This is a genomic window from Pseudoalteromonas sp. CuT4-3 (genome assembly GCF_035666335.1).
Taxonomy (GTDB): domain Bacteria; phylum Pseudomonadota; class Gammaproteobacteria; order Enterobacterales; family Alteromonadaceae; genus Pseudoalteromonas; species Pseudoalteromonas atlantica.
Genome location: NZ_CP142031.1, coordinates 437029 through 454558 on the forward strand (window position 1 = coordinate 437029; position 17530 = coordinate 454558).

Below are 17530 nucleotides of genomic sequence, written 5' to 3' on the forward strand. Positions count from 1 at the left end.
GATTTTACAGTTTGTAACACTCTTTTTATCGTATTTTGAGGTTCTGTATTTATAATCAAGTTAAACCAATGTGCAGAGTTTTATATGAAAAAATTACTATTACAGATCATAGGTGTGTTCTTTATTTTGCTGGGGCTATTTTTTGCTGTAGTAGCTAGGGCGTGTTGACCTTTGGTTGTTGAATTTGCAGCAGTATGTTTGGTTTTTAGGCAAGGCAGAGCCTATGTAGTGTTACTCCCCATAAATAGGCGATAACGCAGCATAAATACCAAACATGCGCTGCCCTATGGGTTCTTTCTAGGGACGATTAACTCTTTGTTACTCGATTTTTACTTAGCCCACTAGGTTACAAACCTCGCGCCGCGATTTAATCGCCCCTAGATTGAACAAATTTCAATCCACAAAGATAAACACGCCCTTAGCCCCTCCTTGATATTTTTTATGGCGGGGTTACTGTGCTTTTCTTTTTACTACCCAAAAGCGAGGCATTATTTAAAGCTTTGCCAAAAAGCCTTAACTAAATCGTGTAATTATTTAGATAAAAAATTAGCACGGTAATTTAGCCCACATACAAAAATGCCAGCATAATTGCTGGCATTTTTATTTTTTACGGGTACTGATGTTTATTTAGCAAGTTTGTCTGCTAGGTATAACCATGTTTCTAGTACTGTATCTGGATTTAGTGAAACAGAATCAATGCCCTGCTCTACTAACCATGCTGCAAAATCTTCATGATCTGAAGGACCTTGACCACAAATACCTACATATTTGCCCTTTTCTTTAGCTGTTTTAATTGCCATAGAAAGTAGCTTTTTAATCGCAGGATTACGCTCATCAAATAAATGTGCGATTAGGCCTGAGTCACGGTCAAGACCAAGTGTTAGCTGAGTTAAATCGTTAGAGCCGATAGAAAAACCATCGAACATCTCTAAAAATTCATCGGCAAGTAATGCATTTGAAGGAAGCTCACACATCATGATTACTTTTAGACCATTTTCACCACGTTTAAGGCCATGCTCTTCTAGTAATTCGATAACACGTTTACCTTCTTCAAGGGTACGTACGAATGGGATCATGATTTCAATGTTGGTCATACCCATGGTGTTTCTTACGCGTTTAATTGCTTCACACTCAAGGGCAAAACAATCACGGAAGTCTTCAGAGATATAACGTGCAGCACCACGAAAACCAATCATTGGGTTTTCTTCTTCAGGTTCGTACTGCTCACCACCTACTAAGTTTGCATATTCGTTTGATTTAAAATCAGACATACGCACAATTACACGCTCTGGTGCAAAGGCACAGCCTAGCGTTGAAATACCTTCTACTAATTTAGAGATATAAAACTCTACCGGTGATTCGTATCCGGCAATAATGTCGGTAATTTCTGCTTGTAACGCAGGTGATTGGGCATCAAAATTTAATAGCGCTTTAGGGTGAACACCAATCATGCGGTTAATTACAAATTCAACACGGGCAAGACCAACACCTGCATGTGGTAAACGTGCAAAGTCAAACGCGCGGTCTGGATTACCTACGTTCATCATCACTTTCATTGGCAGTTCTGGCATTTTATCAACGCGCGACGTTAGTATTTCAAAATCTAAAATACCTTCGTAGATGTAACCTGTATCGCCTTCAGCACATGATACCGTTACTTCTTGGCCTGCTTGAATTAAATCGGTTGCGTTACCACAGCCAACTACCGCAGGAATACCAAGTTCGCGGGCAATAATTGCTGCGTGACACGTACGCCCACCACGGTTTGTAACAATAGCCGCGGCGCGCTTCATGATAGGTTCCCAATCTGGGTCAGTCATGTCGGTAACTAAAATGTCGCCTTCTTGTACTTGGTCCATTTCTTTAATTGAATCAAGTACACGAACAACACCACTACCAATTTTATGACCAATTGCGCGGCCTTCAGCAATTACATTGCTTGTGCCATTTAATTGAAAACGCTCCATAATATTGGCATCTTCGTTTGAGCGAACGGTTTCTGGGCGCGCTTGTACTATGTACAATTTGCCATCGTTTCCGTCTTTTGCCCATTCGATGTCCATAGGACGACCGTAGTGCTTTTCGATTATTACAGCTTGTTTTGCAAGTTCTTGCACTTCTTCATCTGTAATTGAAAATTTGTTTGAAAGGTTTGGCTCTACGTCAACAATTTCTACTTGTTTGCCGTGTGCCTCATCTGTTGAGTAAATCATTTGAATGGCTTTTGAGCCAATATTACGACGCACTACTGATGGCAACCCTTTTTGTAATGTTGGTTTATGAACATAAAATTCATCAGGGTTTACTGCGCCCTGTACAACCATTTCACCTAAACCGTAGCTTGAAGTAACAAATACAACGTCTTCAAAACCAGACTCTGTATCAATACTAAACATAACGCCTGATGCTGATTTATCTGAACGTACCATACGCTGAATACCAGCAGATAATGCAACACCACGATGATCGTAACCTTGGTGAACACGGTACGATATGGCGCGGTCGTTAAATAAAGAAGCAAATACGTGTTTAATAGCGACCATTACTGAGTCGATACCACGTACGTTAAGGAAGGTTTCTTGTTGGCCTGCGAATGATGCATCTGGCATATCTTCAGCGGTGGCTGATGAGCGTACTGCAAATGATACATCAGCTGATGTATCGCCATGAAGTTGGCTGTATGCGTCGCGAATGGCTTGGTCTAGGTTAGGTTGGAATGGGGTATCGATAATCCATTGGCGGATATCGGCACCGACTTTAGCGAGTGTATTTACATCATCAACATCAAGCGTATCTAAAATGTCGTGAATTTTTGCATTGAGTCCAGATTGCTCTAAAAACTCATTGAAAGCGTCGGCTGTAGTGGCAAAACCACCCGGAACCTGTACACCTGCGTTAGCGAGGTTTGAAATCATTTCACCCAGTGAGGCATTTTTGCCGCCAACACGAGGAACATCTTGCATACCAAGCTCTTGATACCAGAGAACGTATTCTTGCACGGGTCTTTCTCCAAAAAACAAATTGTAGTTGTAACTGTGAGAGTTAAGAAAGAAAACCTTTTATAAAGGTCACCTTCATTCTACACTGGCATTAGACCTCACGTAAACCGTGAGTAAGTCATTTTAGGGATTAAACGTAATAAAAAGGTTAACTATGAGAACTGCTTTTTATATATCAGACGGCACTGCTATTACCTCCGAAGTGTTTGGTCACGCGACTTTGTCGTTATTTCCGGTTGAATTTAATCATAAAACTATTCCTTTTGTAGAAACAGAAGAAAAAGCAAATGAAATTAAAGCGTTAATAAACGCAACTGCTGCAAAAGAAGGTGAGAAGCCATTTGTATTCTTTACCTTCGTAAATCACAACTTAAGTGAAATTATTAAATCGGCCGATGCAATCGCGTATGATTTTTTGTCTACTTACAGTGAAAAAATAGAAAAAGAGCTTAATGTTGCGCCAGTGCCAAAAATGCATCGTACCCACTCTATTCATGAAAAAAGTTATGACTTTAGAATAGATGCGGTTAACTATGCCCTTATGAATGATGATGGCGGAAATATTAAAAACTTTTCTGAAGCCGATATTATTTTAGTAGGTGTTAGCAGAAGCGGTAAAACACCAACAAGCTTGTACTTAGCCCTACAGTACGGCATTAAGGCTGCAAATTACCCAATAACTGAAGACGACTTAGAGAGTGAGGGACTACCTAAATGTTTACTCCCTTACAAACATAAGTTATTTGGGTTAACTATTGACCCTGAGCGTTTGGCTGCAATTAGGCATCGTCGTATGGCAAATTCTAAATACGCATCAATAAGACAATGCCGAATTGAAGTGCGTGAAGTTGAAATGCTTTATAAGCGACATAAAATTGCATACTTTAATTCTACCCATCATTCTGTAGAGGAAATATCTGCAAAAATCTTAATAGACAGTAACCTTGAGCGACGTAAGTACTAACCAACTAATTTACTGTTTTGCTAAAAAAAGCCGCTATATGCGGCTTTAATTTTTTATTTATTATTTACGAGCGTCTTTTAATAAGTCAGCTACTAAAAAGCCTACTTCTAATACTTGGTCTGCATTTAGACGCGGGTCACATTGTGTTTTGTAACGTTGCGCTAGGTCATCATCAGATAAACCGTATGCACCACCGGTACACTCTGTAACGTGCTGGCCAGTCATTTCTAAGTGGATACCACCTGCGTATGAACCTTCAGCTTTATGTACAGCAAAAAACTGGCTAATTTCGCGCATGATATTATCGAAGCTACGCGTTTTATAGCCTGATGTCGCTTTTTCAGTATTACCGTGCATTGGATCAGAGCTCCAAATAACTTTACGGCCTTCTTGCTGAACGCGTCTTACAAGTGCTGGAAGTTTTTCCGGCAGTACGTCGGCACCCATACGTGTAATTAGCGTTAAACGACCCGGAATGTTATCTGGGTTTACTGCATCAATTAAACGAATTAGGTCATCTGGGTCCATTTCTGGGCCAACTTTAACACCAATAGGGTTTTTAATACCTTTGAAAAACTCAATATGTGCATGGTCTAATTGACGAGTACGCTCACCAATCCACACAAAGTGCGCAGAACAGTCGTACCAGTCACCAGATAGGTGATCGCGACGAGTTAGTGCTTCTTCATAGCCTAGCAATAACGCTTCGTGAGACGTGTATAAGTCGGTTTCTTTAAGGCTTGGCGCAATAGTAGAATTAATGCCACATACTTCCATAAATTCAAGTGCGTCTTGAATTTTGTCAGCAAGCTGTTGGAATCGCTCTTTTTGCGGATTAGCGGCTACAAAGCCCATGTTCCAGCGATTCACTTGGTGTAAATCTGCTAAGCCACCTTGTGCAAATGCACGAAGTAAGTTTAATGTAGCAGCACTGTTGTGGTATGCCTTCATTAAACGTTGTGGATCGGGAATACGTGCTTCTTCTGTAAACTCAAAGCTATTTACAATATCACCACGGTAAGATGGTAAAGATACACCGTCAATAGTTTCTAAATCTGCAGAGCGTGGTTTAGCGTATTGACCTGCCATACGTGCAATTTTAACAACTGGGCATTTACCGCCGTACGTTAAAACAACAGCCATTTGTAAAATGGTTTTAAATGTATCGCGAATATTAGCGGCATTAAAGTCGCTAAATGATTCGGCACAGTCGCCACCTTGAAGTAAAAATGCACGACCTTCACATACATCTTCTAATTGTTTAAAGAGGCTTCTTGTTTCTTCTGCAAAAACAAGTGGCGGAGCACTCTTTAACTGGCTCTCTACTGTTTTCAGTTCTTCTTGATCTGGGTACTGTGGCTGCTGTAGTATTGGCAGTTCTCTCCAGCTATTTGGGTTCCACGATTGCATGTTCTTTCCTCATTCCTACTTTACCTGATATAAAGAAATTAACGTATGCATGGCCCTAAGTTCAAGGACTATATTCACTATTTACCAACTAATTTGTTATGAGTTAAATATATATAAGGTTATTTGTGATTTTAAGGCTGCTCAGGCTTAGTTTTAAGCGTTGTTTAATTTTATTATTTTTATTCAAATACAATAAGTTAAACTTATGAAGGCGCTTTTTTAACCATCCCAAACCAAATTGAATTCAAAGCCTTAAAGTTAACAGTTTTATTGGGAACACATCATACTATAAGTGGGTTAAATGTAATCTTAGCTTTACAGTGATAATTTAATTAGATTATCTAGGTGGCTAGTAATTGGCTCGAGTATATGATATATGGCTCGGGGTTGTGCAAGGCTATAGCAATAAGTCCACTTTATTATGTACAGCTGTGATCAGGTTGTTGCACGATGTCAGTACTCTAATTAGAGCTACTAAAAACAGTCTGTATGAACCACTACTTTAAATATTAAGTTGTAGTAGAGTTCATTTTTACAGAGCAGCCTTCCCCATCACAGGTGCCTAGCGCTGTATTACAAGTATCACTTTTAAGAATTATATAATGAGTGCCCAACACTATCTAAAGTGGCGAACCAAAAAATTGATTGCTGGCCTTAAACTAAAGGCTCAATAACTATTTTACACAGAGCGATAATATATAAAAGTATAAACCGCCCTGACAATTACCTGCGTTACAACAAATTTCCCCATATAGCTTATACACATAAGTGTATTTATCACGCCTGGTTTAACTAATTCTTTATGTTATATGCAAACTCTTAAGCACCGAATCTCACTAGGATAAACAAATGACACTAAAGAACACATCATACTTAGCTCTATTTAAACGTAATCTTAGCTTTAGTAAGATGAATTAACTTTAAAAAACCAAAGCAAAAGGTTAAACTTAATAATTATATAAGTAAGATGTGTTCTTAAGGTGGTTATGGTTTCTAAAGTACAAATAAGAAGTCAGTTTGATTTAATGAATGAATTAACATCGTTATTGATTGATGAATTACGTGTCTTTGAATATTCAAAGGCTGAGTATTATCAGCTACCAGATATAAATAGTGTTGATGAAAATATTATTCCCGAGTCAATCCCTGTACAAAAATCAACCGGTGAAATTGCTCATAGGGCAATTTTAAACTCATTTACTGATATTTATAAAAAAGAAAGTTTAAGTAGTAGAGTACTAAAGCGTCATCCTGGGCTTTTGGTTTTAAAAAATGCAGATGTCGCAGCATTAACTAGCCGAATACAACAAGTTAATAAAGCTAAGGCTGCTTTTAAGGAGTGTGTTTTGGCTATCGATAATAACGATGCTCGATTTGAAGCTGTTCATAACGCGGTTCCAAATTTAATCACTCTTGCAGCCTATCGAAAAATTCATTTTCAAAGTGAGTCCCCTTTTTCAGTGAGATTTACTTGGATGCATAAGCATGCAACTAAAACTCTAACTAAAAAAATGGCACTTGAAATGCTCGATAAATCTGCTGGTTATAGAAATCCAAGAATGATCGACCAACAAAAATGGCAGTCCCTTGTTGCACAAGAGCAAATGCGAGTAGCTAGTTTAGGTGAAAAAGAAAAGTTAAGAATTCGCCGCCCTACCCGAGTAAGTCCCCAAGTTAATGTTAGGTACACCGCAGAAAATAGGTATCACGTAAGTGCTGCATTGCCGTTTATTTTAATTAACCCACAGCCCGATGTTAAGTTAGGTACTTTGCCAGATTATCAAAAACCAGAGTCTCACCCGAGAAAAAAAGAGTATGACTTTTTAGTGGATAGGCTTTACTTAGAACAAGTAGATAAATAATTATGTTAAAAAGGCCACACTGTGTGGCCTTTTTGGTAAGTAGTCTAGTATTTTAACCGTTGTTATTTTTCAACTATTTCTTCTATTTTATCTTCATCAATTAAAACTGCGTTTTCGACAATTCGTTTACCACCTTGAATCTCAATACGCTTATTGTGCTTATTGAGCGTGAGTATCTCATCACAAAACTGATCAGAAGGATGCATTTCATAGGTGTAATCAATAATATTACCGGTTTTATCATCTTTTACATTAGTAATGCTGTATTCTGAAATAGCCCCTTTTTCAATCAAGTCTTTCATTGTTGTGGTCATATCACGGCGTAATGCTTTTAATTTGTTTTCTGTGATATCGTCGGTTGAATATATAGACCCGTATTTTTCCATAATAGATAGCAATCTAAAATGATACGTTTTACCAGGCGCGGCATAACGCCAAAGGTGATATAAACGCAGCATCATCCAACGCGATAAACCACGTTTTAGCTCTTGCGCACTGTTAAAGTAATACCCTTTGTATTCAAGGTTATCAATCATGTTATGAACAAATGCATTTAAACATGCAACACATTTAACGTTGCCGCCTTGACCTTTTTTACCACTAAAATGAAGAGATGATAAAAAGTTCATGTTTGACTCATAAAAAGAGTCATCAATATCTGTATTTTTAGTATCAGTAGCCGAGTATTTAAATGAAAGTTTAGAACCTTGAAGTGCTTCCAATGATTCTTTAATTTGTGGGTATGGCATTGATTGGCCAACCGCTTTAAGTTCTTGGGCTAATTCGTTCATCGAAAAAACCACGGCATATTGAATACCGGACTTAAAATTGATTTTTACGATTTTACCTTTCGATGCAAGGCGAATTAACGCGCGCTCAACTTTTTCTTCTCTATCCGATGGCCACACTAAATATTCTACGTCTTCGCCATCTTTACGCGTGCTTACAACAGCCGGTGTAATTTTTATTTCGCCGTCATATAAAATACCATCTACTTTTTCGGATATTTTACGCGTAATAATTGTTTTTTTAGGTGCTTCTTCCAATGGCAATTTTTTATGCCCAGAACGTACAAAACGGCCCCATAAATCATAGTGGTTAAACGTGTTTGAATAAGCACGTAACCCATGAGCGGCATTTTCGATAGAAATTCGCACATCTTTGTTATCTGTAAATAGTGCTAAACTTTCGTTATCAATTGCACTTTCCACCCCGTGTATTTGGCCCCTAAGTGTATCGGGCAAGTTATCTACCGAGATGTTGACCTTTCGGCTCATTGTTCTGATTTCCATTTTTTATTGCGACAGCTAATAACAACACATTAAGCAACAAAAGTTAAATGTTTAAGTTAGTATAAAACTGATCCGAGTATAAATAAACGTAATGGATCATTATTATACTAAGTAGAGAGTGATAAGCTTAATTTCAGATCACTATTTTACTAAGATAAGCTTCTCAAGCTAAATTTTTACTAACTCAATTTATTTTTTGTCCATTAAAAGCGCTATTTTTAAACTTTTTACACGACAAACGTTAGTAAAATAAATACCTGCTGTGGATAACAGTACTTCGAGTTAGCATAGATCTGATCTGTACTTACTACAGATCAGATCTATACCAATTAAACGCCCTGCTCTTCGTAAGCTTAAGTGTATAACTTTCTAATTTACTTGGTAAAAAACTGATCTCACACAGTCATTTTGTACATAACTTATTGAGTAAGTTGTGCATAACTCTAATAATTAAATAAGGCTTAGTAAAAAGCTGATCTGCATGTAGATAAAGATCTGATCTTAACCAAGTATAAAGGTGATCTGCTTTTTTTAACATTATTTATAAATATCATATAGTTACATAGCTATTATACACCCTTAACCTTTATTACCTTATATATTTAACCACCTTTAAACTTCTTTATTTATACTAAGCAATCTTAAAGGTGTAAAAATATTTTTAAATGTCTTGTTATTAAAATGCATGTCGCCTTAAATAGTTGTTTACAGCTATTTGAATGGACATTATACTAACTGCCTAACTTTGAGGAAGAAAGTATGTCTATCAATAATAACGCGCTAAGTACTTACCGGCTTTTAAAAGCAACAGCCGAAGTTGCTGAAAAATCTTTAAAAGGACGCATACAACATTATCGCGCTCATCTTAAATCAGAAGAAAAAGAATTAAGAACTTACACCCAAAAAGCGGCAGCAGATTTATTAGGGTGTAATAATCGTACCTTAAAACGTCGTCATGACAATGGTGACTTTGATGATTTAAATATTAAGCGTGGTGCAAATGGGCACTATGCGTACACGTTAGTTAATATTTTTGCGATGGCCGATATCATGGATATTCAGCCAGATCACCGCACTGCTAACGATAAACTCCAAGTTATTGTTATTAATTCACTTAAAGGTGGCTGTGGTAAAACAACCAGTATGGTTAATATTGCTGCTGCATTGGCGACGACTAATATCAAACGTTATCGTATTGGTATTATTGATTTAGATCCTCAAGGTTCGTCTTCTAGCTTTTTCCCTTCTAACGATCACGACCCTGTTACGGTAGGCGACTTAATGCGTGATTGTATTGATTTAGACGAAGGCGAAACCTGGCCAGAGTTTGTTTCTAGTGCTTTTGTTACTACGCATATTCCAAATATTCGTGTTTTACCCTCAGGTATGGATGACTTTTACTTTGAACACGAGACAGCAACACTTTTAAAAGACACCTCTAATTACGAACAAACACGTCATTATCATAAGCTTTTAGAAAAGGTTATTGAGCCGGTTAAAGACGAATTCGATATTATTTTAATCGATACCGCTCCTACACTTAACTTTATGTTTTATAATGCTTTAATGGCCTCTACGGCGATGCTTATTCCAGTTCATCCAGAAGCTGTAGATTTTGATGCTAACAATAAATATTTAAAGCGTTTAGGTGAGATTTACCACACAGTAGCGGCACTTGGTCATGAAGGTTGGGACTTTATGCAGTTTTTAGTGACCAATTACGTTAAGGGTAATCATTCACAGCGCGATATTGTTAAAGATGTACGTAGTGCGTTTGGCCGCCAAGTAATGAGCTACCCAATTAATCACAGCTCGGCAATTACGGCTAGTTCATCGTCTTTTAATACCATATTTGATCAAAAAGCATCGGATAGTTTAGCAAGTCGCGAGTCTTTATTACGCGCGCAAGAAAATATTAAAGATGTTGTGGACGAATTAGAAATGCTTATTCGTTCTAATTGGGAGTCAACCCAATCATCACTTAACAACACTAAGTAAGGATGTTACATAAAAATGGCTACAAAACGTAAAAACGACACCCGCTTAGATCCATTTGCAACTGCCGTAGGCAATAGCAGCCTTGATGCATTACTTGAGCAAGCAAGCGCTGGTGATGTAATAAGAATGCCTGCGCCAAGCGACCCTACACGCGAAATAACCTTAGTGTGTAAAGTTATTGCTCATGCAGATATTGAATCTAGCACCACGGTTTACGGTAAAAACCGCCGTGTACAAGCGCTATTAAACGAAAAGTCGGTTTCTGATATTTTACCTGCAATTAGTGAAGATGGACGTAATCAACACCCTGCTTTACTTTGGGATCAGGGAAATACTAACTTAGTACTTGCCGGTTCACGTCGTCGAAAGGCATGTATTTTAGGTAATGCCGATTATTTAGTTTTAAGCTCTCCTGATTTTACCGATCAAGATGCTAAAATTTTAGCTGTATCTTCAGATCAGTACATAGCTCCAAGCCTTTGGGAGCTAGGACAAGCTTATCAACAAACTAAAAACGATCTTATTGAGCAAGGTAAAAAAGGCTCTTATCGCGAAATTGCCGCTATTGAAGGTGTATCGCACACCGCAATTGCAGATGCCATTAAAGCGTACGAGCAAATCCCCGCTGATGTAATTTCACTTTACCCAACGGCTAATCACGTAGGCAGAGAAGTCGCTAAAAAGCTTGTTAGTGCAAAGGAGCGCGACGAGCAGGCGTTTAACGCCCTAGTTAGCGAATTACATACAGACGATGAGATTAACGCCATTACAAGCGACGACAAACGCGCTATGGCAATTACTAAACGTTTAACTACCGAGCCTAGCGTGGTTGCTAAACGTGAAGCTGTATTTGAAAACAACTTTATAAACGTACAACGTAATTTAAAAAGTGGTGACGTATCTATTAAAATAGATAATAAAGTATTGACTGACAAACGCTTAGAACAACTTACTAAGCTGTTAAGCGCGTTTAATTAGCCCCTTATTACTTAGTAAAATAGTGATCTTAAAAGCCTGTTAGGTTAGTTAAATTCTGATCTGATGGGCTTTTTACTTAGTAAAATCCTGATCTTTTTTGCTATTTATAACCTATAAATCCCTCATTTTTGCTCTAAAGATCACATTTTTACCAACTGAATTTAGTTTTTACGACTATTTGATGCTGGATCTTAATTTGTTAGTAAAAAACTGATCTGTAAAGCCCCTGCATTGTTAATAAATTGTTTGTAACATGTGTGTTTGCTGTTTACTTATTCTCATATTGGCAGATAAAGTGTCATAAAGTACGTATAAACCGATTTTTTACTAACCTAGCAGCTCCAACCAGTTTATATAACGTTAATATTGCTTTTGCTGTGCGCAGTTAAAGAATATACTGGCAGAATTATTTTAAAAATTTAATACTTAGAGTGACATGTCTGCTAACTTATCAAAAAATGATTTACTGGCTATTTTTGAAGAAATAAAAAATGAGCAGGCAACCTTGTTCCCTCTTTCTGAGCGCTTTATAAAAAAGCTGTTTAGGCCCAACGTGCTCGATAAAGGCAAAGAGTATTATAAAAACGACCAAATTAGTTGGTTAGAGCACAGCAGTGATTTTGCTGTTATTGATTCAACGGTACAAGGCGACACCGGATCAGCATTTAACCAACGCATTGAGATCAGTAAAGTACCTACTGGTTACTCTGTTGATACGCATTGTACCTGTAATGCTAAAACCAAATGTAGGCACTTAGCCGCTGTATTATTTAAACTTAAAATAGAGCACTCAGGTGAATACGGAGAAGACTACTTTATTAACGATTGGTTTAGTGAACTGACAGCACTTAAAAGTGTTGATGCTAAAGCTCCTTCGCAAGTTCTTTTATTTGTATTAGACATTGAAAACAATAAAGTATTTTTAACGCCAAAAATTGCCAATTACGACAAAAATAATAATTACACGCTCGGGCGCAATTTAACTGAGCAACAATTAAATAGCTTTGTAACGCCAAACGATTTGCTCGAAAGTGACTTTAGACTCTTTAGTTGGATTCGCTCACAAAATGCAGTAGGTAATTTAGAGCTAAAAGGTCAATGGGGCTTTAGCGCTCTACAACAATTAATTGCCACCGATCGTTTATTTTTACAACGCTCTCGTGTTGCTATTAAAGCGCAAACTGGGCAATCGCTTAACTTTAATTGGCAGCAGCAAAACGAGTTATCGCAATTAATTATTGAGCTTGAACACAGTAAAAATTGGGCATTGATAAAAACCACGCCGCCCGCTTATTTAGACCTCGATCACTTTAAAGTAGGCCGGATCAGAACACAGCTTAGCGCCGACGAAATCGCTCATTTACAATCTATTCCCGCACTGCACGATGCTAATTTTGATCGCATTTATAAACAACTTGCCGACAATTTTGGCGCCGGTGTTATTCCGCATCCGAATAACGAACAAGTCAATGTTAAGCAACTTGGTAATGCTGTTTTAAAAGCCACTATGGATGAGCAAGGGCTTAAAGTTTCGCTATTATTTAAATATAAAAATAAAAATTATTTAGCGGGAACAGCACCCGCGAGCTTAATAAATAGTGCATTTGAAAACACAGTAACAAATGAGTTAGTAAATTTAGGTTTTGAGTTTTGTAAAGGGGGTTTACAAAGTGAGTTTATATTTAATAAACAATCACCTATACATTTACATTGGCTTGTTTACGAAGTATTCCCTGGCTTTAAAAAGCGTGGCTGGCAGGTAACTCAAACTAAAGTAAATGTAGCCGACCCCCAAGGGCACGTTACACTCGATGTAAACCGTGCTGCAGGTCACCAAATGCATTGTAAAGTGCAATTAAGTGATGCCAAAGCCGCTGTACTTTTTAATACCGATGATGCCACGTATCAATCGTTAAATCGTCAAAGTGAGCTGTTTTATTACTACCCTGTTGGGCGTCAATTTGGTGTTATTAGTAAAGCCGCCATTAATTTACTGACCGAATTTAAACAACGTTTTGAATTTGTTAAAACACGCGATGAATTTAATATCCCGCTTTCTTATTTACCTGAGCTGGTAAAGCATACCGCAGTTACTATAGATCTTCATGATGACTCATTGGAGCGTTATCTTGATGAGTTAAACAACACCGAGCAGGCAATGCCCGTGGTGCCCTTACACGGTTTAAATGACTCGGTAACACTACGTGAATACCAGCAACAAGGCGTTGATTGGCTTAGCTTTTTAAAGCGCCACCAATTAGGTGGCATACTTGCTGATGACATGGGGCTTGGCAAAACGCTACAAGTTATCGCCTTTTTAGCCAGCAGTTTTAATCGCCCGCAAGCGGGCCCTACTCTTATAGTGTGCCCTACAAGTTTGGTAAGTAATTGGCAAAACGAAATAACCAAATTTGCTAAAAGTCTTAAAGTAACCACTATTTTTGGCTCGCAACGTAATGAGCCTTTACAACATTTAGCGCAAGCGCAGTGTATTTTAACTACTTACCCATTATTAAAGCGTGATATTGCTTATTACTCGCCACTTTATTTTGAAAATATTATTTTAGATGAAGCGCAATATATTAAAAACGATACTGCACAAGTCTCGCGCTTAGTTAAGCGTTTAAATGCCGACTTTAAGTTATGTTTAAGCGGCACGCCAATCGAAAATAATTTGTTTGAGCTTAAATCGTTACTCGACTTTGCAATGCCTTCATTACTTGGCTCGCAAGCGCACTTTAAACAGCACTTTCAAACACCTATTGAGCGCGAAGCCGATTCAGAGCGAGCTGAGCAACTAAAAGCGCTTATTATGCCGTTTATATTACGCCGCACAAAAGCGCAGGTAGCTCAAGAGCTGCCACAAAAAACAGAGCTGTTAAAAGAGTTTGAGTTTGAACCTAAGCAAAAAGATATGTACCAAGGTATTACGCGCGCCCTAGAAGAAAAGCTCATCGACTTATTTGCTGAGCAAGGCGCACAAAAAAGTAAGCTCGCATTTTTAGAAGCGCTACTAAAGCTAAGGCAAATTTGTTGTCATCCAAAATTAATTGAGCCAGAAACACAAGCAGGTTCAGCAAAATTAGAATGGCTAACTACGCATTTACCGTTAATGCTAAGCCTTGGTCGTAAAGTGATTATTTTTAGTCAATTTACCTCTGCGCTCGATTTAATTGCAGAGCGTTTAAACGATATAAATATCAAATTTAGTATGCTAACTGGGCAAACGCGTCATCGCGACAAAGTTATTGACGAATTTACCAGTGGCAAAACCTCGGTGTTTTTAATCAGTTTAAAAGCAGGCGGTACTGGGCTTAACTTAACTCAAGCCGATACCGTTATTCACTTTGATCCATGGTGGAACCCTGCTGTTGAAAAACAAGCCACCGATCGTGCTTATCGTATTGGCCAAACAAATCCAGTGTTTGTTTATAAATTAATTATGAGCAATTCAATTGAGCAAAAGGTATTTAAAATGCAGCAAGATAAGCAAGCGCTAGTTGATGCATTATTTACCGATAAATCAATGAGCTTTACTTCGTTTGATGAGCAGCAAATGTTATCACTTATAAAAAGCTAATTTTTTTACTTAGCATGTGAACTAATTTAACCAAACGGCGTCTATTATATTGCTTGTTGAATAATTGCAGTTATCACAAGCTTCATGTTGATTTCCCTGATTGGTTACTAAATTTAGTAATGATTAAGCCAGCCCTTTTAGCTGGCTTTTTTTATGCCTGTAATTAACACCTTAAATTGCATTTTTTATAAATTGTTTGAACTAAATTTAAAAACACGCGTCTACTATAATGCTTGTTGAATAATTGCAGTTATCACAAGCTTCATGTTGATTTCCCTGATTGGTTACTAAATTTAGTAATGATTGAGCCAGCCCTTTTAGCTGGCTTTTTTTATGCCTGTAATTAACACCTTAAATTGCATTTTTTATAAATAGTTTGAACTAAATTTAAAAGGGCGCGTCTACTATTATGCTTGTTGAATAATTGCAGTTATCACAAGCTTCATGTTGATTTCCCTGATTGGTTACTAAATTTAGTAATGATTGAGCCAGCTCCTTTTAAGCTGGCTTTTTTTATGCCCACATTTTAGTTTTTAAATTATTTATATTTTTATGTGAACTTAATTTAGTGTGCGGCGTCTACTATTATGCTTGTTGATTAATTGCAGTTAACACAAGCTTCATGTTGATTTACCCCGTTTAATTACTAATTTTAGTAATGATTGAGCCAGCTCCTTTTTAGCTGGCTTTTTTTATGCCCACATTTTAGTTTTTATAATTATTTATATTTTTATGTGAACTTAATTTAATGAGTGGCGTCTACTATTACGCTTGTTGATTAATTGCAGTTATCACAAGTTTCATGTTGATTTCCCTGATTGGTTACTAAATTTAGTAATGATTGAGCCAGCCCTTTTAGCTGGCTTTTTTTATGCCTTTAGTAAATGTTACGCCCTACCCCCCACTACCTTTATTCGTTATGATGGCATGTCTCTAAATTTTATAAGTTTATTTTATGTTTACTCAGTTATTAACGCATATAGATTGGTTAAGTGCCAGCGCAGGGCTTGCAACAGGGCTCGTACTATATGGCCTAGTGTCGCTCCCTTCTCGTAATAAATTAAAACAACACATTAGCGAGCAACAGCAACAGTTATCGTTATTACAAAACCAGTACGACAATAAACAGCTGCAATACACCGCCTTATTTGATGAGCACGAGCTGCTCGAGCAATCACATCAAGAGCAACGCGATGAAGCGCAGCATTTTAAAACTCGCTTTAGTGAGCAAGAAAAACAAAGTGTTCAATACAACCACTTTTGGCGTAAAGCCGAAGGCGAACTTAGTGCCTTGCGAGAGCAATATAACCAGCGCGATATTGAGCTTAATAATATGCGAACTACGCTTGAGCAAAAGCAGCAAAACTTTACCGAGCAGCTTGCACAAATAGAGCAAAGCAAAAATGTGCTTAAAAAAGAGTTTGAAAACCTAGCTAATAAAATTTTAGAAGAAAAATCGCAAAGCTTTAAAACCCTAAATCAAGAAAGCATTGAGCAACTATTAAAGCCAGTTCAAGGGGAGCTAAAAGGCTTTAGAGATAAAATGGAATCGATTCACGTTGAAGACTTAAAACAACGTGCTGCCCTTAAAACTGAGCTACTGCACTTGCAAGCTAAAAGCCAAGCTATTACCGAGCAAGCCGATAAACTTAGTAATGCCTTACAAGGGCAAAAAAAGACCCAAGGTAATTGGGGCGAACTAATGCTCGAAAACGTACTCGACAGCGCAGGCCTGCGTGCGGGTACTGACTACAAACGCGAAGTATCGTTTAATACCGAAGACGGTCGACTGCGCCCCGACGTAGTGGTGTATTTACCTCAGGGCCGCCACTTAGTGATTGACGCTAAAACATCGCTAAACGCTTATACCCGCTACGTTAATGCCGAAAACGAGCTAGAGGCTAGCCAAGCAATTAAAGAGCATGTAAATGCTGTTACCGCGCGTATTAACGAGCTTGCCAGTAAATCGTACGATCGTCTCCCTGGTATAAATTCGCCTGAAGTAGTTATTATGTTTGTGCCTATAGAATCTGCATTTGTAGAGGCGCTTAAATATCAAAGCGATATTTACCAACAAGCTATCGAAAAAAACATTTTAGTTGCTACACCAACGACTCTGCTTACAAGCCTTAATATTGTTAAACAGCTGTGGCGCTTTGAAGAGCAAACCAAATACTCTAAAGAGCTGGCGAATCGTGCAGAGCGCTTTTATAACAAGCTCAATGGTTTTTTAACGAGTATGGAAGGTGTTGGCAAACAACTAGACCGCGCAAAAGAAAGCTACGATAAAGCCTTTTCACAGCTTTACCGTGGTAAAGGTAACTTAATTAAACAAGCTTCAGAATTTAAAGAGCTAGGTGTATCGGTTCAAAAAGAGCTACCAAACGAAAGCGTAGAAAAAGCCCAATTAGAGCTAGATTAAATTCGATTTATCTCTACTGTTTTAT

9 protein-coding genes are annotated in these 17530 nt (G+C 37.8%); 6 read left to right on the forward strand and 3 right to left on the reverse strand.

Translation table 11 applies throughout. From position 1 onward, the window contains the following. Positions 1-623 precede the first annotated feature (623 nt). Complete coding sequence (gene ppsA, locus VOI46_RS18885; RefSeq protein WP_004586306.1) at positions 624-2999, reverse strand: phosphoenolpyruvate synthase; 2376 nt, start codon at positions 2997-2999, stop codon at positions 624-626. Between the two features lie 154 nt (positions 3000-3153). On the opposite strand from ppsA, the gene VOI46_RS18890 reads away from it, so the two are divergent. Further along, the gene (locus VOI46_RS18890) at positions 3154-3963 is read left to right on the forward strand and encodes a pyruvate, water dikinase regulatory protein (protein WP_004586305.1); all 810 of its coding nucleotides are present in this window, start codon (positions 3154-3156) and stop codon (positions 3961-3963) included. Between the two features lie 60 nt (positions 3964-4023). On the opposite strand, the gene VOI46_RS18895 is transcribed toward VOI46_RS18890, so the two are convergent. Continuing rightward, complete coding sequence (locus VOI46_RS18895; RefSeq protein ID WP_004586304.1) at positions 4024-5373, reverse strand: 3-deoxy-7-phosphoheptulonate synthase class II; 1350 nt, start codon at positions 5371-5373, stop codon at positions 4024-4026. 986 nt (positions 5374-6359) lie between these two features. On the opposite strand from VOI46_RS18895, the gene VOI46_RS18900 reads away from it, so the two are divergent. Beyond that, the gene (locus VOI46_RS18900) at positions 6360-7235 is read left to right on the forward strand and encodes a DNA replication terminus site-binding protein (RefSeq protein WP_004586303.1); all 876 of its coding nucleotides are present in this window, start codon (positions 6360-6362) and stop codon (positions 7233-7235) included. 62 nt (positions 7236-7297) lie between these two features. Here the strand turns inward: VOI46_RS18900 and VOI46_RS18905 are convergent, their stop codons facing one another. Next, on the reverse strand, positions 7298-8512 hold the full coding sequence (locus tag VOI46_RS18905) for a hypothetical protein (RefSeq protein WP_004586302.1): 1215 nt from the start codon (positions 8510-8512) through the stop codon (positions 7298-7300). A gap of 774 nt (positions 8513-9286) precedes the next feature. Between VOI46_RS18905 and VOI46_RS18910 the strand changes: the two genes are divergently transcribed. The 4 genes from VOI46_RS18910 to rmuC all read left to right on the forward strand — a co-directional run bounded on the left by VOI46_RS18910 (position 9287) and on the right by rmuC (position 17505). Continuing rightward, positions 9287-10525, forward strand: a complete 1239-nt coding sequence (locus tag VOI46_RS18910; RefSeq protein ID WP_004586301.1) for an AAA family ATPase — start codon at positions 9287-9289, stop codon at positions 10523-10525. 15 nt (positions 10526-10540) lie between these two features. Beyond that, positions 10541-11503 (forward strand): hypothetical protein, encoded by a 963-nt coding sequence (locus VOI46_RS18915; RefSeq protein ID WP_004586300.1) that lies wholly within the window; start codon positions 10541-10543, stop codon positions 11501-11503. 436 nt (positions 11504-11939) lie between these two features. Then, positions 11940-15083 (forward strand): DEAD/DEAH box helicase, encoded by a 3144-nt coding sequence (locus tag VOI46_RS18920; RefSeq protein WP_004586299.1) that lies wholly within the window; start codon positions 11940-11942, stop codon positions 15081-15083. 955 nt (positions 15084-16038) lie between these two features. Next, positions 16039-17505 carry a DNA recombination protein RmuC gene (gene rmuC, locus VOI46_RS18925; RefSeq protein WP_004586298.1) on the forward strand — a complete coding sequence of 489 codons (1467 nt, stop codon included), beginning with the start codon at positions 16039-16041 and terminating at the stop codon, positions 17503-17505. The last annotated feature ends 25 nt before the right edge of the window (positions 17506-17530 follow it).